This window comes from Mycobacterium sp. 1274761.0, from assembly GCF_001668615.1.
Taxonomy (GTDB): Bacteria; Actinomycetota; Actinomycetes; order Mycobacteriales; family Mycobacteriaceae; genus Mycobacterium.
Map to the genome: position 1 here is coordinate 30660 of NZ_LZMC01000084.1, position 14806 is coordinate 45465.

A 14806-nucleotide genomic window follows, 5' to 3' on the forward strand; every position below is an offset into this window, starting at 1 on the left:
TAATCTGAAGCTTGATCTTGGCCAATCGGAAGGACAGCCGTGACCCTGAAATCCCTCGTTACCGGCCTTGCAGCAGCTGCCCTCGTCGGTGGCGCCGCGGCAGGTGTGACGTCGGTTGCATCCGGCACGATCAATTCGTCGCCGGCCGTGCAACCGGTGGTGTGGGACATCCCGATGCCCGCGGCGCCCGAAGACGACGTGGTCGGCGTGAAAGACGCGCTGACTGAAACCGTCAACACCCTCGGCTCCGGCGGACAGTTCGCCGGCAAGCAGGCCTACATCGCGGGGCTGGGCCGATTCACCGGTAAGGGCGTCGAGGTCAAGTACAACGACGCAGTCGCCAAGGGTTACCTCCCGCTGAAGGCGACCGTGGCCGACGTCGTCCCCAACGGCAACACGGCCACCGCCAACGTCACCGCGAAACTGGCCAACGGCGACGTCCGCTCGATGCCGCTGACGTTCGTGCAGGGGCCCAGCCCGACCGGCTGGCAGCTGTCGAGCCAGTCGCTGTTCGCCCTCGGCGAATTGGTGGGCTGATCCTCCGCCGTACCGCTTTTCTGAGCGCCGTCACCGCAATGGTGGCGGCGTTCGGGCTTTGCGGGTGTGGCAACGACGCGCCGAGGGCCGCCGATCCGTCGACGACGGCCGCTGTCGGGGCCGCGCCGATTGCCCCGCCTGTCTCGTCTCCGCTGCCCCCGCCCGAGGCGCTGATCGATGTGCTGAGCCGGCTATCGGATCCCGCCGTGCCAGGGGCAGAAAAGACCGCGCTCGTCGAGCTGTCGAGCCCCAACGACGCCGCGGCCCTGGACAAGTTCGGCAAGGCGCTCGCCGACAACGGCGCACTGCCGTTGAGCTACGACGTCACCGACCTGAAGTGGTCGGAAACCGAGGCGGGCAACGTGGTGGCGACCGTCAACGTCACCACCGCCAACCAGCCGCCGGGAACATTCAGCTTTCCGATGGAGTTCACGCCCTTTCGTGACGGCTGGCAGCTGACCCGCAAGACCGCAGACATGCTGCTCGAATACGGCGAAGGGGCGACGGCGCCATCGCCTCCGCGATGATCGCGACATCGCCTCCGCGATGATGGCGACATGTGGATCGGCTGGCTGGAATTCGACCTGCTACTCGGTGACGTGGGCTCTCTGAAGCAGAAGCGCTCGGCGGTACGGCCTTTAATCGCCGAACTGCACAGGAGATTCGGGGTGTCGGCAGCCGAGACCGCATCCCAACAGCTGCACCGGCGCGCCGGGGTGGGTATCGCCGTGGTGGCGGGCGACCGCGCCCATGTCGTCGACGTGCTCGACGCGGCGGAACGCCTGGTCGCCGCGCGGCCGGAAATTGAGCTGCTTTCGGCGCGCCGAGCCCTGCGGCGCAGTGACGACGACTAGGCCTGCCGCTTTCGCCGCAACGGCGTCGGCGCAACAGCTCCCGGCGCCAGCTTTCGCGCGCTGATCAAAAACGCGGTGTGCCCGCGCATGCTCTGCTGGGGCCGCACGGCCAGACCCACCACGTGCCAACCGCGCTGCAGCGTCTCCCACGCCCGCGGCTCCGTCCAGCACTGCTGCTCGCGCAACGCCTCGATGACCCGCGACAGCTGCGTCACCGTCGCCACGTACACCATCAGCACCCCGCCGGCCACAATCGCCCGGGCGATCGTGCCCAGCACCTCCCACGGCGCAAGCATGTCCAGCACAACGCGGTCCACCTCGGGTCCGGCGTAGTCCGCGACATCCCCGATCACCAGCTCCCAGTTGGGGGGCATCTCGCCGAAGAACGTCGCGACGTTGCGCGAGGCGTGCTCGGCATGGTCGTCGCGCAGGTCGTAGGACACCACCCGTCCGGTCGGGCCGACGGCGCGCAGCAGCGAGCAAGTCATTGCGCCCGATCCGGCACCGGCCTCCAACACCGTGGCGCCGGGAAAGATGTCGCCCTCGTGCACGATCTGGGCCGCGTCCTTCGGGTAGATCACCTGGGCTCCGCGGGGCATTGACATGACGTAGTCGACGAGCAGCGGGCGCAGCACCAGAAACGGGTCGCCGTTGGCGGACTTGACCACGCTGCCCTCCGACAGCCCGATCACGGTGTCGTGGGTGATCGCCCCGCGGTGGGTGTGGAACTCGCCACCGGCGGCCAGCACCATGGTGTAGTGCCGCCCCTTCGCGTCGGTGAGTTGCACGCGATCGCCAACGGCGAACGGACCGGTCTTCGGCACAGCCCATCAGCCTGCCAGCAGACGCGCCGACGCCGGTGCCCGGGGTTGTCGGGAGGCCGCCATATGCTGCCGGTTATGGACCAGCAAAAGGTCCCCGATGCGCCACCCGGGCAGCGCCGGCCGGCGCTGTCGCCGTCACGGGCCAGCGACTTCAAGCAGTGCCCGCTGCTGTACCGGTTCCGCGCCATCGACCGGCTGCCTGAACCCTCGTCCGCCGCACAGTTGCGCGGCTCGGTAGTGCACGCGGCCTTGGAACAGCTGTATGCGCTGCCGGCGCCCGACCGCGTCCCCGAAGCGGCGCGGTCACTGGTCGGCCCCGCGTGGGAGCGGGTGGTCGCCGCCCAGCCCGACCTCGTCGACGGCCTCGACGCTCCCGCCCAGGCCGAGCTGCTGGAGGAGGCGAAGGCGCTGCTGTCGGGCTACTACCGGCTCGAAGACCCGACCCGGTTCGAGCCGGAAAGCTGCGAACAACGCGTCGAGGTCGAACTCGCCGACGGCACGCTGCTGCGCGGCTTCGTCGACCGCATCGACGTCGCCCCCACCGGTGAGCTTCGGGTCGTCGACTACAAGACCGGCAAGGCGCCGCCGGAGGCGCGAGCGCTGGCGGAGTTCAAGGCCATGTTCCAGATGAAGTTCTACGCCGTCGCGCTGTTGCGGTCGCGCGGTGTGCTGCCCACCAAGCTGCGGCTGCTGTATCTGAGCGACGGCCAAGTGCTCGACTATTCTCCCGACCTCGACGAGCTCGAGCGGTTCGAGAAGACGTTGATCGCAATCTGGCAGGCCATCCAATCCGCCGGTGCGACAGGCGATTTCCGCCCGCACCCGTCGCGGATGTGCGACTGGTGCGCCCATCACGCGCACTGCCCCGTCTTCGGCGGCACGCCGCCGCCGTATCCGGGCTGGCCTGAACGCCCCGCCGAGGGTGACGGTCCCGGCGACGATGCGGTGTTGCACTCGGCGGTGCCGGCTGCGTGAACGGGTCCCACTACCGTCGGCGCAACCGCGACGGCGACGTTCACGTCTTTGAGTCCACGGACTACACCCGAAGCAACTGGGATTCCGAGATTCAGCACGGCTCCCCTCCGCTGGCGTTGATGACGAAGCTGATCGAGGAACTCGCCGGCGACTCCGGAATGCGCATCGGGCGTGTGTCGATGGACATCCTCGGGGCCATTCCCGTTGCGCCGGTGCGGGCACGAGCGTGGGTGGAGCGTCCGGGGAGCAGGATCAAGTTGTTGGCAGCGGAGATGGTCGCCGACCGTGCGGGTGGCGCTGCCCGCCCGGTTGCGCGCGCGTCGGCGTGGCTGCTGGCGACCGGTGACACCACCGACGTTGCCACCGACCGCTTCCCTGCGCTCGTGGAGGGTGAGGCGGACACGACGCCGCACAGCTGGGAGGGCGCGACGGGCTACCTGGAGGCGATCAGCTGGCGCAGGCAGCGTGAACTCGACAACGGCTCGGCGGTGGTGTGGATGAGCCCGCTGGCGCACCTGGTCGATACCGAGGAGATGACGCAGATGCAGCGCCTGGCGCTGGTGGTGGACTGCGCCAACGGTGCAGGCGCCGCGATCGATCCGGCGGCGTTCGTGTTCATGAACACCGACACCGTCATGCACCTGCACCGTGTGCCCGTCGGCAACGACTTCGCGTTGCGCGCCCGCGGCTCGATCGGGCCCGACAGCATCGGGGTGACCACCGCCGAGATCTTCGACCGGCAGGGCTTCATCGGCACGTGCGCGCAGACGCTGCTGGTTCAGCGCCGCTGAAATAGCCGCAGAACGGTCCAGCTATATCGATTTACATCTATATAGATGTAATGTAATACTCGGTCTATGGACGTCTTCGAAGCGGTCGCCGAGCCGAGTCGGCGCGCACTGCTCGACGCGCTCGTCGACGGTGAGCGCACCGCCGGTGAACTCGTCGCGACCCTCCCCGGCCTGACACAGCCGACCGTGTCGCGCCACCTTCGGGTGCTGCGCGAAGTCGGCTTGGTCGAGGTGCGACCCGATGCACAGCGCAGGATCTACGCGCTGCGCGCCGACGGGCTCGTTGCCATCGACGCCTGGATAGAGCAGTACCGCCGCTACTGGACGGGTCACCTCGACGCCCTCGAGCAGCACCTGAAACGCAAGCACAAGGAGACGAAATGACCTGTCCCGGAGGGCGAATCACCGTCGAGGGCGACAGGGCGGCGCTGAACTTCGAACGACGCCTGCCCTTTCCGATCGAAGCGGTGTGGTCAGCGATCACCGACCCGCAGGAGCGCGCGCAATGGTTCGGCGAAACGACGATCGAGCCGCGCGAGGGCGGCACCATCGACATGGTCGCAACCGGTCCGCCGCTGCCGCCCGAACGCAAGCGGATGACCGGTCGAATCCTGGTCTGGGATCCGCCGCATGTGCTCGAACACGAGTGGAAACAGCCGATCGTCGACGACGGCGTGGTGCGCTACGAACTTCACCGCGATGGCGACGGCACGCTGCTGCGGTTCACCCATCGCGGGCTCGGTGTCCGCAACGCCAGCGGCTTCCGCGGCGGAACACATGCCTATCTAGATCGCCTCGAGGCCTATCTCGCCGGCGAAGAACTGCCGGATTGGCAGACCCGCCGCAAGGAAATCGCCGGCTCAGACGTCGAGATCGACTGATAGCGCCTGTGTGACAACGCGATTGGAGGTATGCCAAATGGAAACAGCCTACGTGGCGGTCACGGTTGTGACGATCGTCGCAAACGCCGCCATGGCCATCGCCGACTTCGCTGGAGCTCGATTTGTGCTCGCGAACGCCGGAGAGGTTCAGGTATCTGAGGGATCGGTGCCCATCCTCGGTGCGCTGAAGTTCGCGGGGGCCGTAGGGCTGGCGCTCGGCTTGGCGGGCGTGCCGTGGATCGGTCTGGCAGCGGCTGTAAGCCTGGCGCTGTTCTTCGTCGGCGCGGTCGCATTCCACGTGCGCCATCGCGTCTTCCACAACATCGCATTCCCGCTGGGCTTTCTGGCGCTGGCGGTCGCGACACTGGCACTCGGGGTGGCACAGACGGCGTAGACCGGCGACAGCCGGATTTCACCATGAACTGAGGGATCGGTGCGACGGTGAAGCCGGTAGGTTCCCGCTCGGCGTGGGATCCCCTACTCCAGCGGCGTCAGCTCCTGCAGCATGGTCGGCACCAATTCGCTGACCGTCGGGTGGATGTGCATCGTGCGCGAGATCGCGGTGTAGGGCCGCTTGGCCGACATGATGTCGAGCAGCGAGTGCACGACCTCGTCCCCACCCACGCCCAGGATCGCGACGCCGAGAATCTCCTCGGTTTCGGCGTCGACGACCACCTTCATGAACCCTTGCGTCTCACCCTTCTCCACCGCACGCCCAACTCGGGTCATCGGCCGCTTGCCCACCAACGCTTTTCGGCCCGACTTGCGCACCTGGTCGACGGTCAACCCGGCACGCCCCAGCGGCGGATCGATGTACAGCGCGTAGGTCGGCACGCGGTCGCTGATGCGGCGCGGGTCGTCGTCGAGCAGGTTGGCAGCGACGATCTCGAAGTCGTTGTAGGACGTATGGGTGAACGCGCCGCGTCCGTTGCAGTCCCCCATCGCCCAGATGTGGTCGACATTCGTTCGGCACTGGTCGTCGACGACGATGTTGCCACGCTCGTCGGTGTCCACGCCCGCCTTCTCCAGGCCAAGGTCGTCGGTGTTGGGCCGCCGCCCGACGGCGACCAGCAGGTGCGACCCGGTGATGGAGTCGGCACCGTCGCGCGGTGTTACCTCGAAACCGTTGTCGCGCTTGCGGAACGAGATCGCGGTCGCGTCGAGTTCGACCGTGATGCCTTCGTTTTCGAGGATCTCCTTGATCGCGGCCGACACGTCTTCGTCCTCGCGGGAGGTCAGCCGCGGACCCTTCTCGATGACCGTGACGCGTGCGCCGAAGCGCCGGTACATCTGGGCGAACTCCAGCGCGATGTAGCTGCCCCCGATGATGACGAGATGTTCGGGCAGCGTGTCGAGTTCGAGGATGCCGACGTTGGTCAGGTAGTCGATGTCGGATAGTCCCGGCATATCGGGAGCCACGGCTCGGCCGCCGACGTTGAGGAAGATCTTGTCCGCCGTCAGCAACCGGTCGTCGACCTGAATCGTGTGCGGGTCGACAAACCGTGCGTGCCCGCGGATCAACGTGCAGTTGGGCATGTTTTCGATCCATGACTCGACGCCACTGCGGTCCCCGAGCATGATGTCGTCCTTGCGCGCCTTGACTTTCGCCATGTCGACACTGACATCGCCTGTGCCGACGCCGTATTCGGCACCACGGCGGGCGGTGTGCGCGGCGTGCGCGCTGGCCACCAGTGTCTTGGTCGGGATACAGCCGGTGTTGACGCAGGTTCCGCCGACCAGCTTGCGTTCGATCACTGCGACCTTCTGGCCGGCCTGGGTCAGCCGTCCCGCCAGCGGCGGTCCGGCCTGACCGGCGCCCACGACGATCGCGTCGAATTCCTCTGGCGCGGTTGGCATTCAGATGACCGTTGCCAGTGCCACGATGGCGAATCCGCCGGCGATCGCGATGGCGTCCTCGACGAGCGCCACGGGCAGATCACGACCACCGGAGGCGGCGACCAGCCGCGTGCGGGCTTCGGCGCCGCCGAGAGTGCCCAGCACCGCGCCGATCAATGCCGCCCCGATCGCGCTGACCACCACCCACGTCGTCGGGTTCAGTACGGCACCGGTCGCGAGCACCGCACCGGAGAACCCGCCGGTCAACAGCCTGGCACCAAATTGCATCGGGACCCGCCTGCTCGGGGTGCTCGGCAGTTGGTCGGTGACCAGCTCGCCCAGCGCCAGGATCGTCAGCACCGTCACCGTGATGGGATGCGTCATCCACTGCGCCCAGGTGCCGTCGAGGCTGATCCAGTCCAGAACGGCACCCCATGCGACGACCGCGGGTGCGGTCAGCGCACGCAGACCGGCGACCACACCGATCAGCAGAGCAAGCAACAGCACCAGAAAAAACGTCATGCGAACCTCCGGACCGGTGAAATGTCATCCGGACGCTAACACGCAGACGGGAGCCAGTCCCGGCTTCTCAGAACCGGCAGAACCTGATGTCAGAGGCCAGGATTGCCTTGGCGCCGATGGCCGCGAGCTGGTCCATGATGGCGTTGACATCGCGGCGGGGAACCAGTGCGCGCACCGCGACCCAGTCCGGATCGGCGAGCGGGGCGATCGTCGGCGACTCCAGGCCGGGTGTGACAGCGGTGGCGGACTCCAACACGCTGCGCGGACAGTCGTAGTCCAGCATCAGGTACTGCTGGCCGAACACAACGCCTTGCACCCGGGCGGCCAACTGATCGCGGGCGGCGGCGTTGTCGTCACCGGGATCGGCGTGTTCGATTAGCACCGCCTCCGAATCACACAGCGGCTCACCGAAAGCGACCAGATCGTGCAATCCCAGTGTGCGACCCGAGCCGACCACGTCGGCGATGGCGTCGGCCACACCGAGCGCGACGGAGATCTCGACGGCACCGTCGAGGCGGATGACCGTCGCCTCAATTCCCTTGGCGGCGAGGTCTTTACGGACCAGGTTGGGAAACGCGGTGGCGATCCGTTTGCCTGCGAGGTCGGCGACGGTCCAGTCGCGGCCCTTGGGGGCGGCGTAGCGGAAGGTGGACGAGCCGAAGCCCAGTGCCAGCCGTTCGCGCACCGGCGCATCGGATTCGGCGGCCAGGTCACGGCCGGTGATGCCGAAATCGAGCTGGCCGGACCCGACGTAGATCGCGATGTCTTTGGGCCGCAGGAAGAAGAACTCGACATTGTTGACCGGGTCGATGACGGTGAGATCCTTGGCGTCGGTGCGACGCCGGTACCCGGCCTCGGAGAGGATCTCGGCGGCGGGCTCGCTGAGCGTGCCCTTGTTGGGGACGGCGACGCGTAGCACGGTCACAGCTTTCCGTAGACGTCGTCGAGGGACAGCCCGCGAGAGATCATCAGCACCTGCGTCCAGTACAGCAGCTGGCTGATCTCCTCGGCCAGCGCCTCGTCGCCCTCGTGTTCGGCGGCCAGCCACACCTCGCCGGCCTCCTCGAGGATCTTCTTGCCCAGGCCGTGCACGCCGCCGTCCAGCGCGGCGACGGTGCCACTACCGTCGGGCCGGGTGCGCGCCTTTTCGCTGAGCTCGGCGAACAGCGCGTCGAAGGTCTTCACGGCAGGCGATTGTTCCATGAGGGCGGTGGCGCGGTCACGCGGGTTTGCGGAGCAGGGGCTCGGCGTGAGAGTCGAGTTTTGTCGAGAAAGTGCGAGAGAAGACCTACAAACTCGGATTTCGCTGCTCGGCTACGAGTTGGACGGCGTTCCCGCGGGCGTGACGTGGGCCTCGCCCTTCATGTCCTCGAGGTGCTTGCCCTTGGTCTCCTCGACCCACCTCCAGACGAACAGGAACGACAGCACCGCACACACGGCGTAGAAGCCGTAGGCGACACCGAGCGAGAAGTCACCCAGCGCTGGGAACGATGCGGTGATCAAGCAGTTCGCGATCCACTGCGCGGCAGCGGCCAAACCCAGCGCCGCACCGCGGATGCGGTTCGGGAACATCTCGCCCAGCAGCACCCACACCACCGGTCCCCACGACATGCCGAACGCGACCACGAACAGGTTGGCGGCGATCAGCGCGATCCACAGCGCGGCGCCTTCTGGGTGCGGCGCCCCGTCGACGACCGGTGACGTGCCGAAGATCACCGCCATCACGCCCAGCGTGATAGCCATGCCCGTCGAGCCGATCAGCAGCAGCGGCTTGCGACCGACCTTGTCGATCAACGCTATCGCGATGAGCGTGGTGACGATGTTGGTCACCGACGTGATAACCGTGATCTTGAACGCCTGGCTCTCGTCGAGTCCCGCGGCCTCCCATAACACGTTGGAGTAGTAGAAGATCACGTTGATGCCGACGAACTGCTGGAACACCGAGAGGAACACACCGACCCAGACGATTCCGTAGATGCCGCCGGTCGGCTTCTTCAGGTCGGCCCATGACGGCGGCTTCTCCGACTTCAGCGATTCCTGGATACGAGTAATCGTGAGCTCGAGGTTCTTCTCCCCCAGCAGCTTCGTCAGCACCCTACGGGCTTCCGGAATCCGAAATGTCGCAACGAGATAGCGCGGTGATTCCGGGATCGTGAACGCGAGCCCGCCGTAGAGCACCGCCGGCACGGCCATCATGATGAACATCCAGCGCCAGGCTTCCATGCCGAGCCAGAGATCCTCGCGCGAGCCGCCTGCAATGTGGGCCAGCAGCGCATCGATGGCCAGCGAGACGAAGATGCCGGTGACGATCGCCAGCTGTTGCAGCGAGCCGAGCCTGCCGCGGATGCGCGGCGGCGACGTCTCGGCGATGTAGGCCGGCGCAATGACCGATGCCACACCGACACCGATACCGCCGATGACGCGGAACAGACCGAACATCCAGACGTTGACGGCCAGTCCGGTGCCGAACGCGCTGATGAGGAACAGCAGGGCGGCGATCTTCATCACCGAAAGCCGGCCGATCTTGTCCGCCAGTCGGCCGCCGGTCACGGCGCCCAGTGCCGCGCCGATCAACGCCGCTGCGACAGCAACGCCGGTCACCGTCTTGCTGATCTGGAATTGGTCTTCAACGGCCGCTACGGCGCCGTTGATCACCGCGCTGTCATAGCCGAACAGGAGACCGCCGAGGGCTGCTACCGAGGCGATCCGGACGACGCGGCCACTGTGCTCTGTGTCTTCATAATCGAGCCCTGTCGAGGTGTCACCGGCCGGTCCGTGAGTCATACGACGCCCTTCCGCAGCAATGCGTGATGCGGGTCACATTCAATCACAGCCAGGCTGTTACGCGGTGCGTTCTCCGAACTGCGTAATCAGTTGGGAATGAATGGCACGGAGGTTATCGGGACCCAGTCGAACCAGCGACGAAACATGGCGTCGTCGAGCGCCGCGTGGCACCTCAACATCGTTAGGGACTACCACTACCGGGCATCCCGCGCGCTCGGCCGCCGCGGTTCCGGTGACCGAGTCCTCGACCGCGAGACACTCCTCGGGCGCCAGGTCCAGCAATGCGGCCGCGCGCAGATACGGGTCCGGCGCGGGTTTGCCGCTTGGCACCTCGTCGCCGCATACTGTCGCCGAGAAGTATTGGCGGCCAATGCCATTCAATGCACACTCGGTGAGCTTGCGCTCGGTGTTGGTCACCAGCGCCATCGGGGTGCCTTCGGCGGCAAGCGCTTCCAACAGCTCCTGTGCGCCGGCACACCACGGCAGACCGTCCTCGAAAAGCCTTGCGGTGTACGCGCTCAGCCACCGGCTGGACTCGGCCATCGCGGCCGGATCGAGTTCCAGCCCCAAGTCTGTATAGATGATCCGCATGGTGTTCTCGGCGACGCTGCCAACCAGTGACGCCCGAACCGCGGGCGTCAGCGTCCCGCCGAGCTTGTCGTACAGCGCGGCCAGCGAGATGTCCCACACCTTTTCAGAGTCGACGAGGGTGCCGTCCATGTCGAAGAGGACCGCCTCCATGCTTCAGTCCTCCGGGTTGTAGCCGAGGTTGGACGCCAACCAGCGCTCGGCTTCGGCCAGCGTCCAGCCCTTGCGCTTCGCGTAGTCGGCGACCTGGTCCTGAGCCAACCGGCCGACGACGAAGTACTGCGACTGCGGATGCGAGAAGTACCAGCCGCTGACGGCAGCACCGGGCCACATCGCCATCGATTCGGTCAGCTCGATCCCTGTCCGTTTGGTCGCGTCCAGCAATCTGAAGAGCGTCACCTTTTCGGTGTGCTCCGGGCACGCCGGATAGCCTGGGGCAGGGCGGATTCCGACGTAGCGCTCCTCGATGAGCGCCTCGTTGTCAAGGTGCTCGTCGGGCTGGTATCCCCAGAACTCCTTGCGGACCCGTTCATGCATCCTTTCGGCGAACGCCTCGGCCAGCCGGTCGGCCAGCGATTCCAGCAGAATCGCGCTGTAGTCGTCGTGGGCCGCCTTGAACTCCATGATCTTGTCCTGGCTGCCCACTCCCGCGGTGACGGCGAACGCGCCGACGTAGTCCCGGAGGCCCGTTTCTTTGGGGGCGACGAAGTCGCCCAACGACCTATTCGGGATCCCCTCGCGGTGCTCGCCCTGCTGGCGCAGGTTGTGCAGCGTGGTCAGCACCTCGGTGCGGGTGTCGTCGGTGTACACCTCGACGTCGTCACCGACCGCGTTCGCAGGGAAGAAACCGATCACCCCGTTGGCGGTCAGCCACTTCTCCTTGATCAGGGTGTCGAGCATCTCCTGCGCGTCGTCGTACAGCTTGCGTGCCGCCTCGCCCGAGGCGGGGTTGTTGAGGATGTCGGGGAAGCGGCCCTTCATCTCCCAAGCGTTGAAGAACGGCTGCCAGTCGATGTACTCGCGCAGCTCGGCGAGGTCGTAGTCCTGAAAGTCCCGCACGCCGAGACCTTGCGCCGGCACCGGCGGCGTATAGCCGTCCCAGTCGATCGGCGTCCGGTTGGCGCGGGCCTTCTCCAGGGTCACCATCGGGCGCTCGTTCTTCTGGGCGTGCCGCTCGCGCAGCGAGGCGTAGTCCTTCGCGGTGGCCTCGAGCAGGGCGGGCCGCTGTTTGTCGTCGAGCAGCGCTGCCGCGACCGGCACCGAGCGCGACGCGTCCTTAACCCAGACCACAGGACCGTTGCGCCGCGGCGCGATCTTCACGGCCGTGTGTGCGCGTGAGGTGGTCGCGCCACCGATCAGCAGCGGGATCTTCAGGCCCTCGCGCTCCATCTCGACGGCGAAGTTGCTCATCTCGTCCAGGGACGGGGTGATCAACCCGGACAGCCCGATGATGTCGGCGTCGTGCTCCTTGGCGGCGTCCAGGATCTTCTGCGCGGGCACCATGACCCCGAGGTCGATCACCTCGAAGTTGTTGCACTGCAGCACAACTCCGACAATGTTCTTGCCGATGTCGTGGACGTCGCCCTTCACGGTCGCCATCACGATGGTGCCGTTGGTGTCCTTGGCCTTGGAAGCCCCAGTCGTGCCGACGTTGTCTTCCTTCTCCGCCTCGATGAACGGCAGCAGGTATGCCACGGCCTTCTTCATCACCCGGGCCGACTTCACCACCTGAGGCAGGAACATCTTGCCCGAGCCGAACAGGTCACCGACGACGTTCATGCCGTCCATCAGCGGACCTTCGATCACCTCGATCGGCCGCCCGCCGGCGGCCTCGATCTCGGCCCGCAGCTCCTCGGTGTCCTCGTCGACGTGGGCGTCGATGCCCTTCACCAGAGCATGCGTGATCCGCTCGCGCACAGGCAGGCTGCGCCACTCGGCCGCTCCCGCCTCTTCGGCTTTGTCCGACTTGTTGAACCTCTCCGCGATCTCCAGGAGGCGTTCGGCCGCGTCCTCGCGACGGTTCAGCACGACATCCTCGATGCGCTCGCGCAGCTCGGCGTCGATCGAGTCATAGGGCACCAGCGCGCCGGCGCTGACGATGCCCATGTCCAGACCCGCCTTGATGGCGTGGTAAAGGAACACCGCGTGAATGGCCTCGCGGACGGGGTTGTTGCCGCGGAACGAGAACGACACGTTCGAGATGCCGCCCGAGATGTGCACCCCCGGCAGGTTCTCCTTGATCCACCGGCAGGCCTCGATGAAGTCGATGCCGTAGGTCGCGTGCTCCTCGATGCCGGTGGCCAGGGCGAAGCAGTTCGGGTCGAAGATGATGTCCTCGGGCGGGAAGCCGACCTCTTCGGTCAAGATCCGATAGGCCCGCCCGCAGATCTGCTTGCGGCGTTCCAAGTTGTCGGCCTGACCTTGTTCGTCGAAGGCCATCACGACAACCGCGGCGCCGAACTTGCGGCACAGCTGGGCCTCACGGACGAACTTCTCCTCGCCCTCCTTAAGCGAGATCGAGTTGACGATCGGCTTGCCCTGCACGTTCTTCAGGCCCGCTTCTATGACCTCCCACTTCGAGGAGTCGATCATCACGGGGACGCGGCTGATGTCGGGTTCGGCCGCGATCAGCTTGGTGAACCGGTCCATCGCGGCGACGCCGTCGATCATGCCCTCGTCCATGTTGATGTCGATGACCTGCGCACCGACCTCGACCTGCTGCAGGGCGACCGACAGCGCGGTGTCGTAGTCCTCGGCCTTGATCAGGTTGCGGAACCTGGCGGAGCCGGTGATGTTGGTGCGTTCACCGATGTTGACGAACAGCGAGTCCTCGGTGATGTTGAGCGGCTCCAGGCCGGCGAGCCGGGTGGCGACCGGGATCTCCGGCACCTGCCGCGGCGGCTTGCCCTCGACGACCTTGGCGATCTCGGCGATGTGCGCCGGCGTCGTTCCGCAGCACCCACCGACCAGGTTCACGAAGCCGGCGTCGGCGAAATCGGCGACATAGGAGGCCTGGCGCTTGGGGACCTCGTCGTACTCGCCGAAGGCGTTGGGCAGTCCGGCGTTCGGGTAGCAGGAGACGAAGGTATCCGCGATCCGCGACATCTCGGCGATGTAGGGCCGCATCTCCGGCGCGCCAAGGGCGCAGTTGAGGCCGACGGCCAGCGGCTTGGCGTGCCGGATGGAGTTCCAGAACGCCTCGGTGACCTGACCCGACAGCGTCCGCCCGGACGCGTCTGTGATGGTGCCCGAGATGATCACCGGCCAGCTGCGTCCGCGCTCCTCGAACAGCGTCTCGAGGGCGAACACCGCCGCTTTGGCGTTGAGCGTGTCGAAGATCGTCTCGACGATGAGCAGGTCCGCACCCCCGTCTACCAGGCCTCTGGCTGCGGTGAAGTAGGCGTCGACCAGCTCGTCGTAGGAGACGTTGCGAGCTGCGGGATCGTTGACGTCCGGCGAGATCGACGCGGTCCGCGTCGTCGGGCCCAGCGCCCCGGCGACGTAGCGGGGCCGATCCGGGGTACTGAAATCGTCGCAGGTCTTCCGCGCGAGCGCGGCACCGGCGTAGTTCAGTTCGTAAGCGAGTTCGGCCATGCCGTAATCGGACAGCGAGATCGCGTTCGCGTTGAACGTGTTGGTCTCGATGATGTCCGCGCCGGCCTCGAGGTACTCGCGGTGGATGCCCTCGATGATCTGCGGCTGCGTCAGGGTGAGCAGGTCGTTGTTGCCGACGACGTCGCTCGGCCAGTCGGCGAACCGTTCGCCGCGGTAGCCGGCCTCGTCGGGCCGGTCCCGCTGGATCGCCGTGCCCATCGCGCCGTCGATCACCATGATCCGCTGCCGCAGCGCCGCGGTCAGGGCGTCGGTGCAGTCCCGGCGAATGTTCGGCTCGAAGTCCGTCTCAGAGGCGTTCAAGTGCGCTCCTTCCATAATGGAAGGCGTCCTTGCTTTCGCCGAGCGTGGCGGGATACCGGCTCGAGAACCGGTCCCGTTGCAACGCCTCTCGACAAGGAAAGTCTACGTCGCCACCGGATCGACGTGCGGACGCCGCCAGGTCGTTGGCCAAGGTCGTCGCCCCCTTGGCTAACCAGATTGCGGGCGAACGTATTTCGTCGGGGCCCGGTCGTACGGATGGTCGTTGGCGCATGTCACCTAGCCAGGGTAATCGGCTCGGCAGGGCCGAGCGCGGGTCGATGCCCATCATCGGGCCCCTG

Annotated in this window: 16 protein-coding genes; 8 read left to right on the forward strand and 8 right to left on the reverse strand. The window is 66.5% G+C overall.

The window, feature by feature from the left end; genetic code table 11:
* The first annotated feature begins 39 nt into the window (after positions 1–39).
* Genes A5651_RS17650 through A5651_RS17660 form a run of 3 tightly spaced genes read left to right on the forward strand, consistent with a single transcriptional unit; the run spans position 40 to position 1391 of the window.
* On the forward strand, positions 40–537 hold the full coding sequence (locus A5651_RS17650; protein WP_066983591.1) for a hypothetical protein: 498 nt from the start codon (positions 40–42) through the stop codon (positions 535–537).
* A 38-nt stretch (positions 538–575) separates the two neighbouring features.
* Positions 576–1064: a hypothetical protein gene (locus tag A5651_RS17655; protein WP_066983595.1), complete on the forward strand. Its 489-nt coding sequence runs from the start codon at positions 576–578 to the stop codon at positions 1062–1064.
* Between the two features lie 30 nt (positions 1065–1094).
* On the forward strand, positions 1095–1391 hold the full coding sequence (locus A5651_RS17660) for a DUF503 domain-containing protein (protein WP_066983598.1): 297 nt from the start codon (positions 1095–1097) through the stop codon (positions 1389–1391).
* Here the strand turns inward: A5651_RS17660 and A5651_RS17665 are convergent.
* Complete coding sequence (locus A5651_RS17665; protein WP_066983601.1) at positions 1388–2215, reverse strand: tRNA (adenine-N1)-methyltransferase; 828 nt, start codon at positions 2213–2215, stop codon at positions 1388–1390. The two genes, A5651_RS17660 and A5651_RS17665, sit on opposite strands and share 4 nt — an antisense overlap.
* Positions 2216–2290: 75 nt before the next feature.
* Here A5651_RS17665 and A5651_RS17670 point away from each other — a divergent pair, with 75 nt between their 5' ends.
* The 5 genes from A5651_RS17670 to A5651_RS17690 all read left to right on the forward strand — a co-directional run bounded on the left by A5651_RS17670 (position 2291) and on the right by A5651_RS17690 (position 5256).
* The gene (locus A5651_RS17670) at positions 2291–3190 is read left to right on the forward strand and encodes a RecB family exonuclease (RefSeq protein WP_066983604.1); all 900 of its coding nucleotides are present in this window, start codon (positions 2291–2293) and stop codon (positions 3188–3190) included.
* Positions 3187–3981 carry a thioesterase family protein gene (locus A5651_RS17675; RefSeq protein WP_066983607.1) on the forward strand — a complete coding sequence of 265 codons (795 nt, stop codon included), beginning with the start codon at positions 3187–3189 and terminating at the stop codon, positions 3979–3981. Before A5651_RS17670 ends, A5651_RS17675 begins: the two co-directional genes overlap by 4 nt.
* 66 nt (positions 3982–4047) lie before the next feature.
* Complete coding sequence (locus A5651_RS17680) at positions 4048–4365, forward strand: helix-turn-helix transcriptional regulator (RefSeq protein ID WP_066983610.1); 318 nt, start codon at positions 4048–4050, stop codon at positions 4363–4365.
* A complete protein-coding gene (locus A5651_RS17685; RefSeq protein ID WP_066983613.1) occupies positions 4362–4862 on the forward strand; it encodes an SRPBCC family protein in 501 nt (166 codons plus the stop codon). The genes A5651_RS17680 and A5651_RS17685 overlap by 4 nt, the downstream gene beginning before the upstream one ends.
* Positions 4863–4899: 37 nt before the next feature.
* The gene (locus A5651_RS17690) at positions 4900–5256 is read left to right on the forward strand and encodes a DoxX family protein (RefSeq protein WP_066983615.1); all 357 of its coding nucleotides are present in this window, start codon (positions 4900–4902) and stop codon (positions 5254–5256) included.
* Positions 5257–5339: 83 nt separating this feature from the next.
* Here the strand turns inward: A5651_RS17690 and A5651_RS17695 are convergent, their stop codons facing one another.
* From A5651_RS17695 to metH, 7 genes are all read right to left on the reverse strand, one after another.
* Entirely contained in the window at positions 5340–6719 is a 1380-nt protein-coding gene (locus A5651_RS17695) for an FAD-containing oxidoreductase (RefSeq protein WP_066983618.1), read from the reverse strand.
* The gene (locus A5651_RS17700; protein ID WP_066983620.1) at positions 6720–7220 is read right to left on the reverse strand and encodes a DUF4126 domain-containing protein; all 501 of its coding nucleotides are present in this window, start codon (positions 7218–7220) and stop codon (positions 6720–6722) included. It abuts the gene before it with no gap.
* Between the two features lie 67 nt (positions 7221–7287).
* Positions 7288–8139 (reverse strand): ATP phosphoribosyltransferase, encoded by an 852-nt coding sequence (hisG, locus tag A5651_RS17705; RefSeq protein WP_066983829.1) that lies wholly within the window; start codon positions 8137–8139, stop codon positions 7288–7290.
* Between the two features lie 2 nt (positions 8140–8141).
* A complete protein-coding gene (locus tag A5651_RS17710) occupies positions 8142–8423 on the reverse strand; it encodes a phosphoribosyl-ATP diphosphatase (protein ID WP_066983625.1) in 282 nt (93 codons plus the stop codon).
* 111 nt (positions 8424–8534) lie between these two features.
* Entirely contained in the window at positions 8535–10004 is a 1470-nt protein-coding gene (locus A5651_RS17715) for a sugar porter family MFS transporter (RefSeq protein ID WP_066983628.1), read from the reverse strand.
* A 57-nt stretch (positions 10005–10061) separates the two neighbouring features.
* Entirely contained in the window at positions 10062–10745 is a 684-nt protein-coding gene (locus A5651_RS17720) for an HAD family phosphatase (RefSeq protein WP_066983631.1), read from the reverse strand.
* A 3-nt stretch (positions 10746–10748) separates the two neighbouring features.
* Positions 10749–14522, reverse strand: a complete 3774-nt coding sequence (gene metH, locus A5651_RS17725; protein ID WP_066983634.1) for a methionine synthase — start codon at positions 14520–14522, stop codon at positions 10749–10751.
* Between the last annotated feature and the right edge of the window lie 284 nt (positions 14523–14806).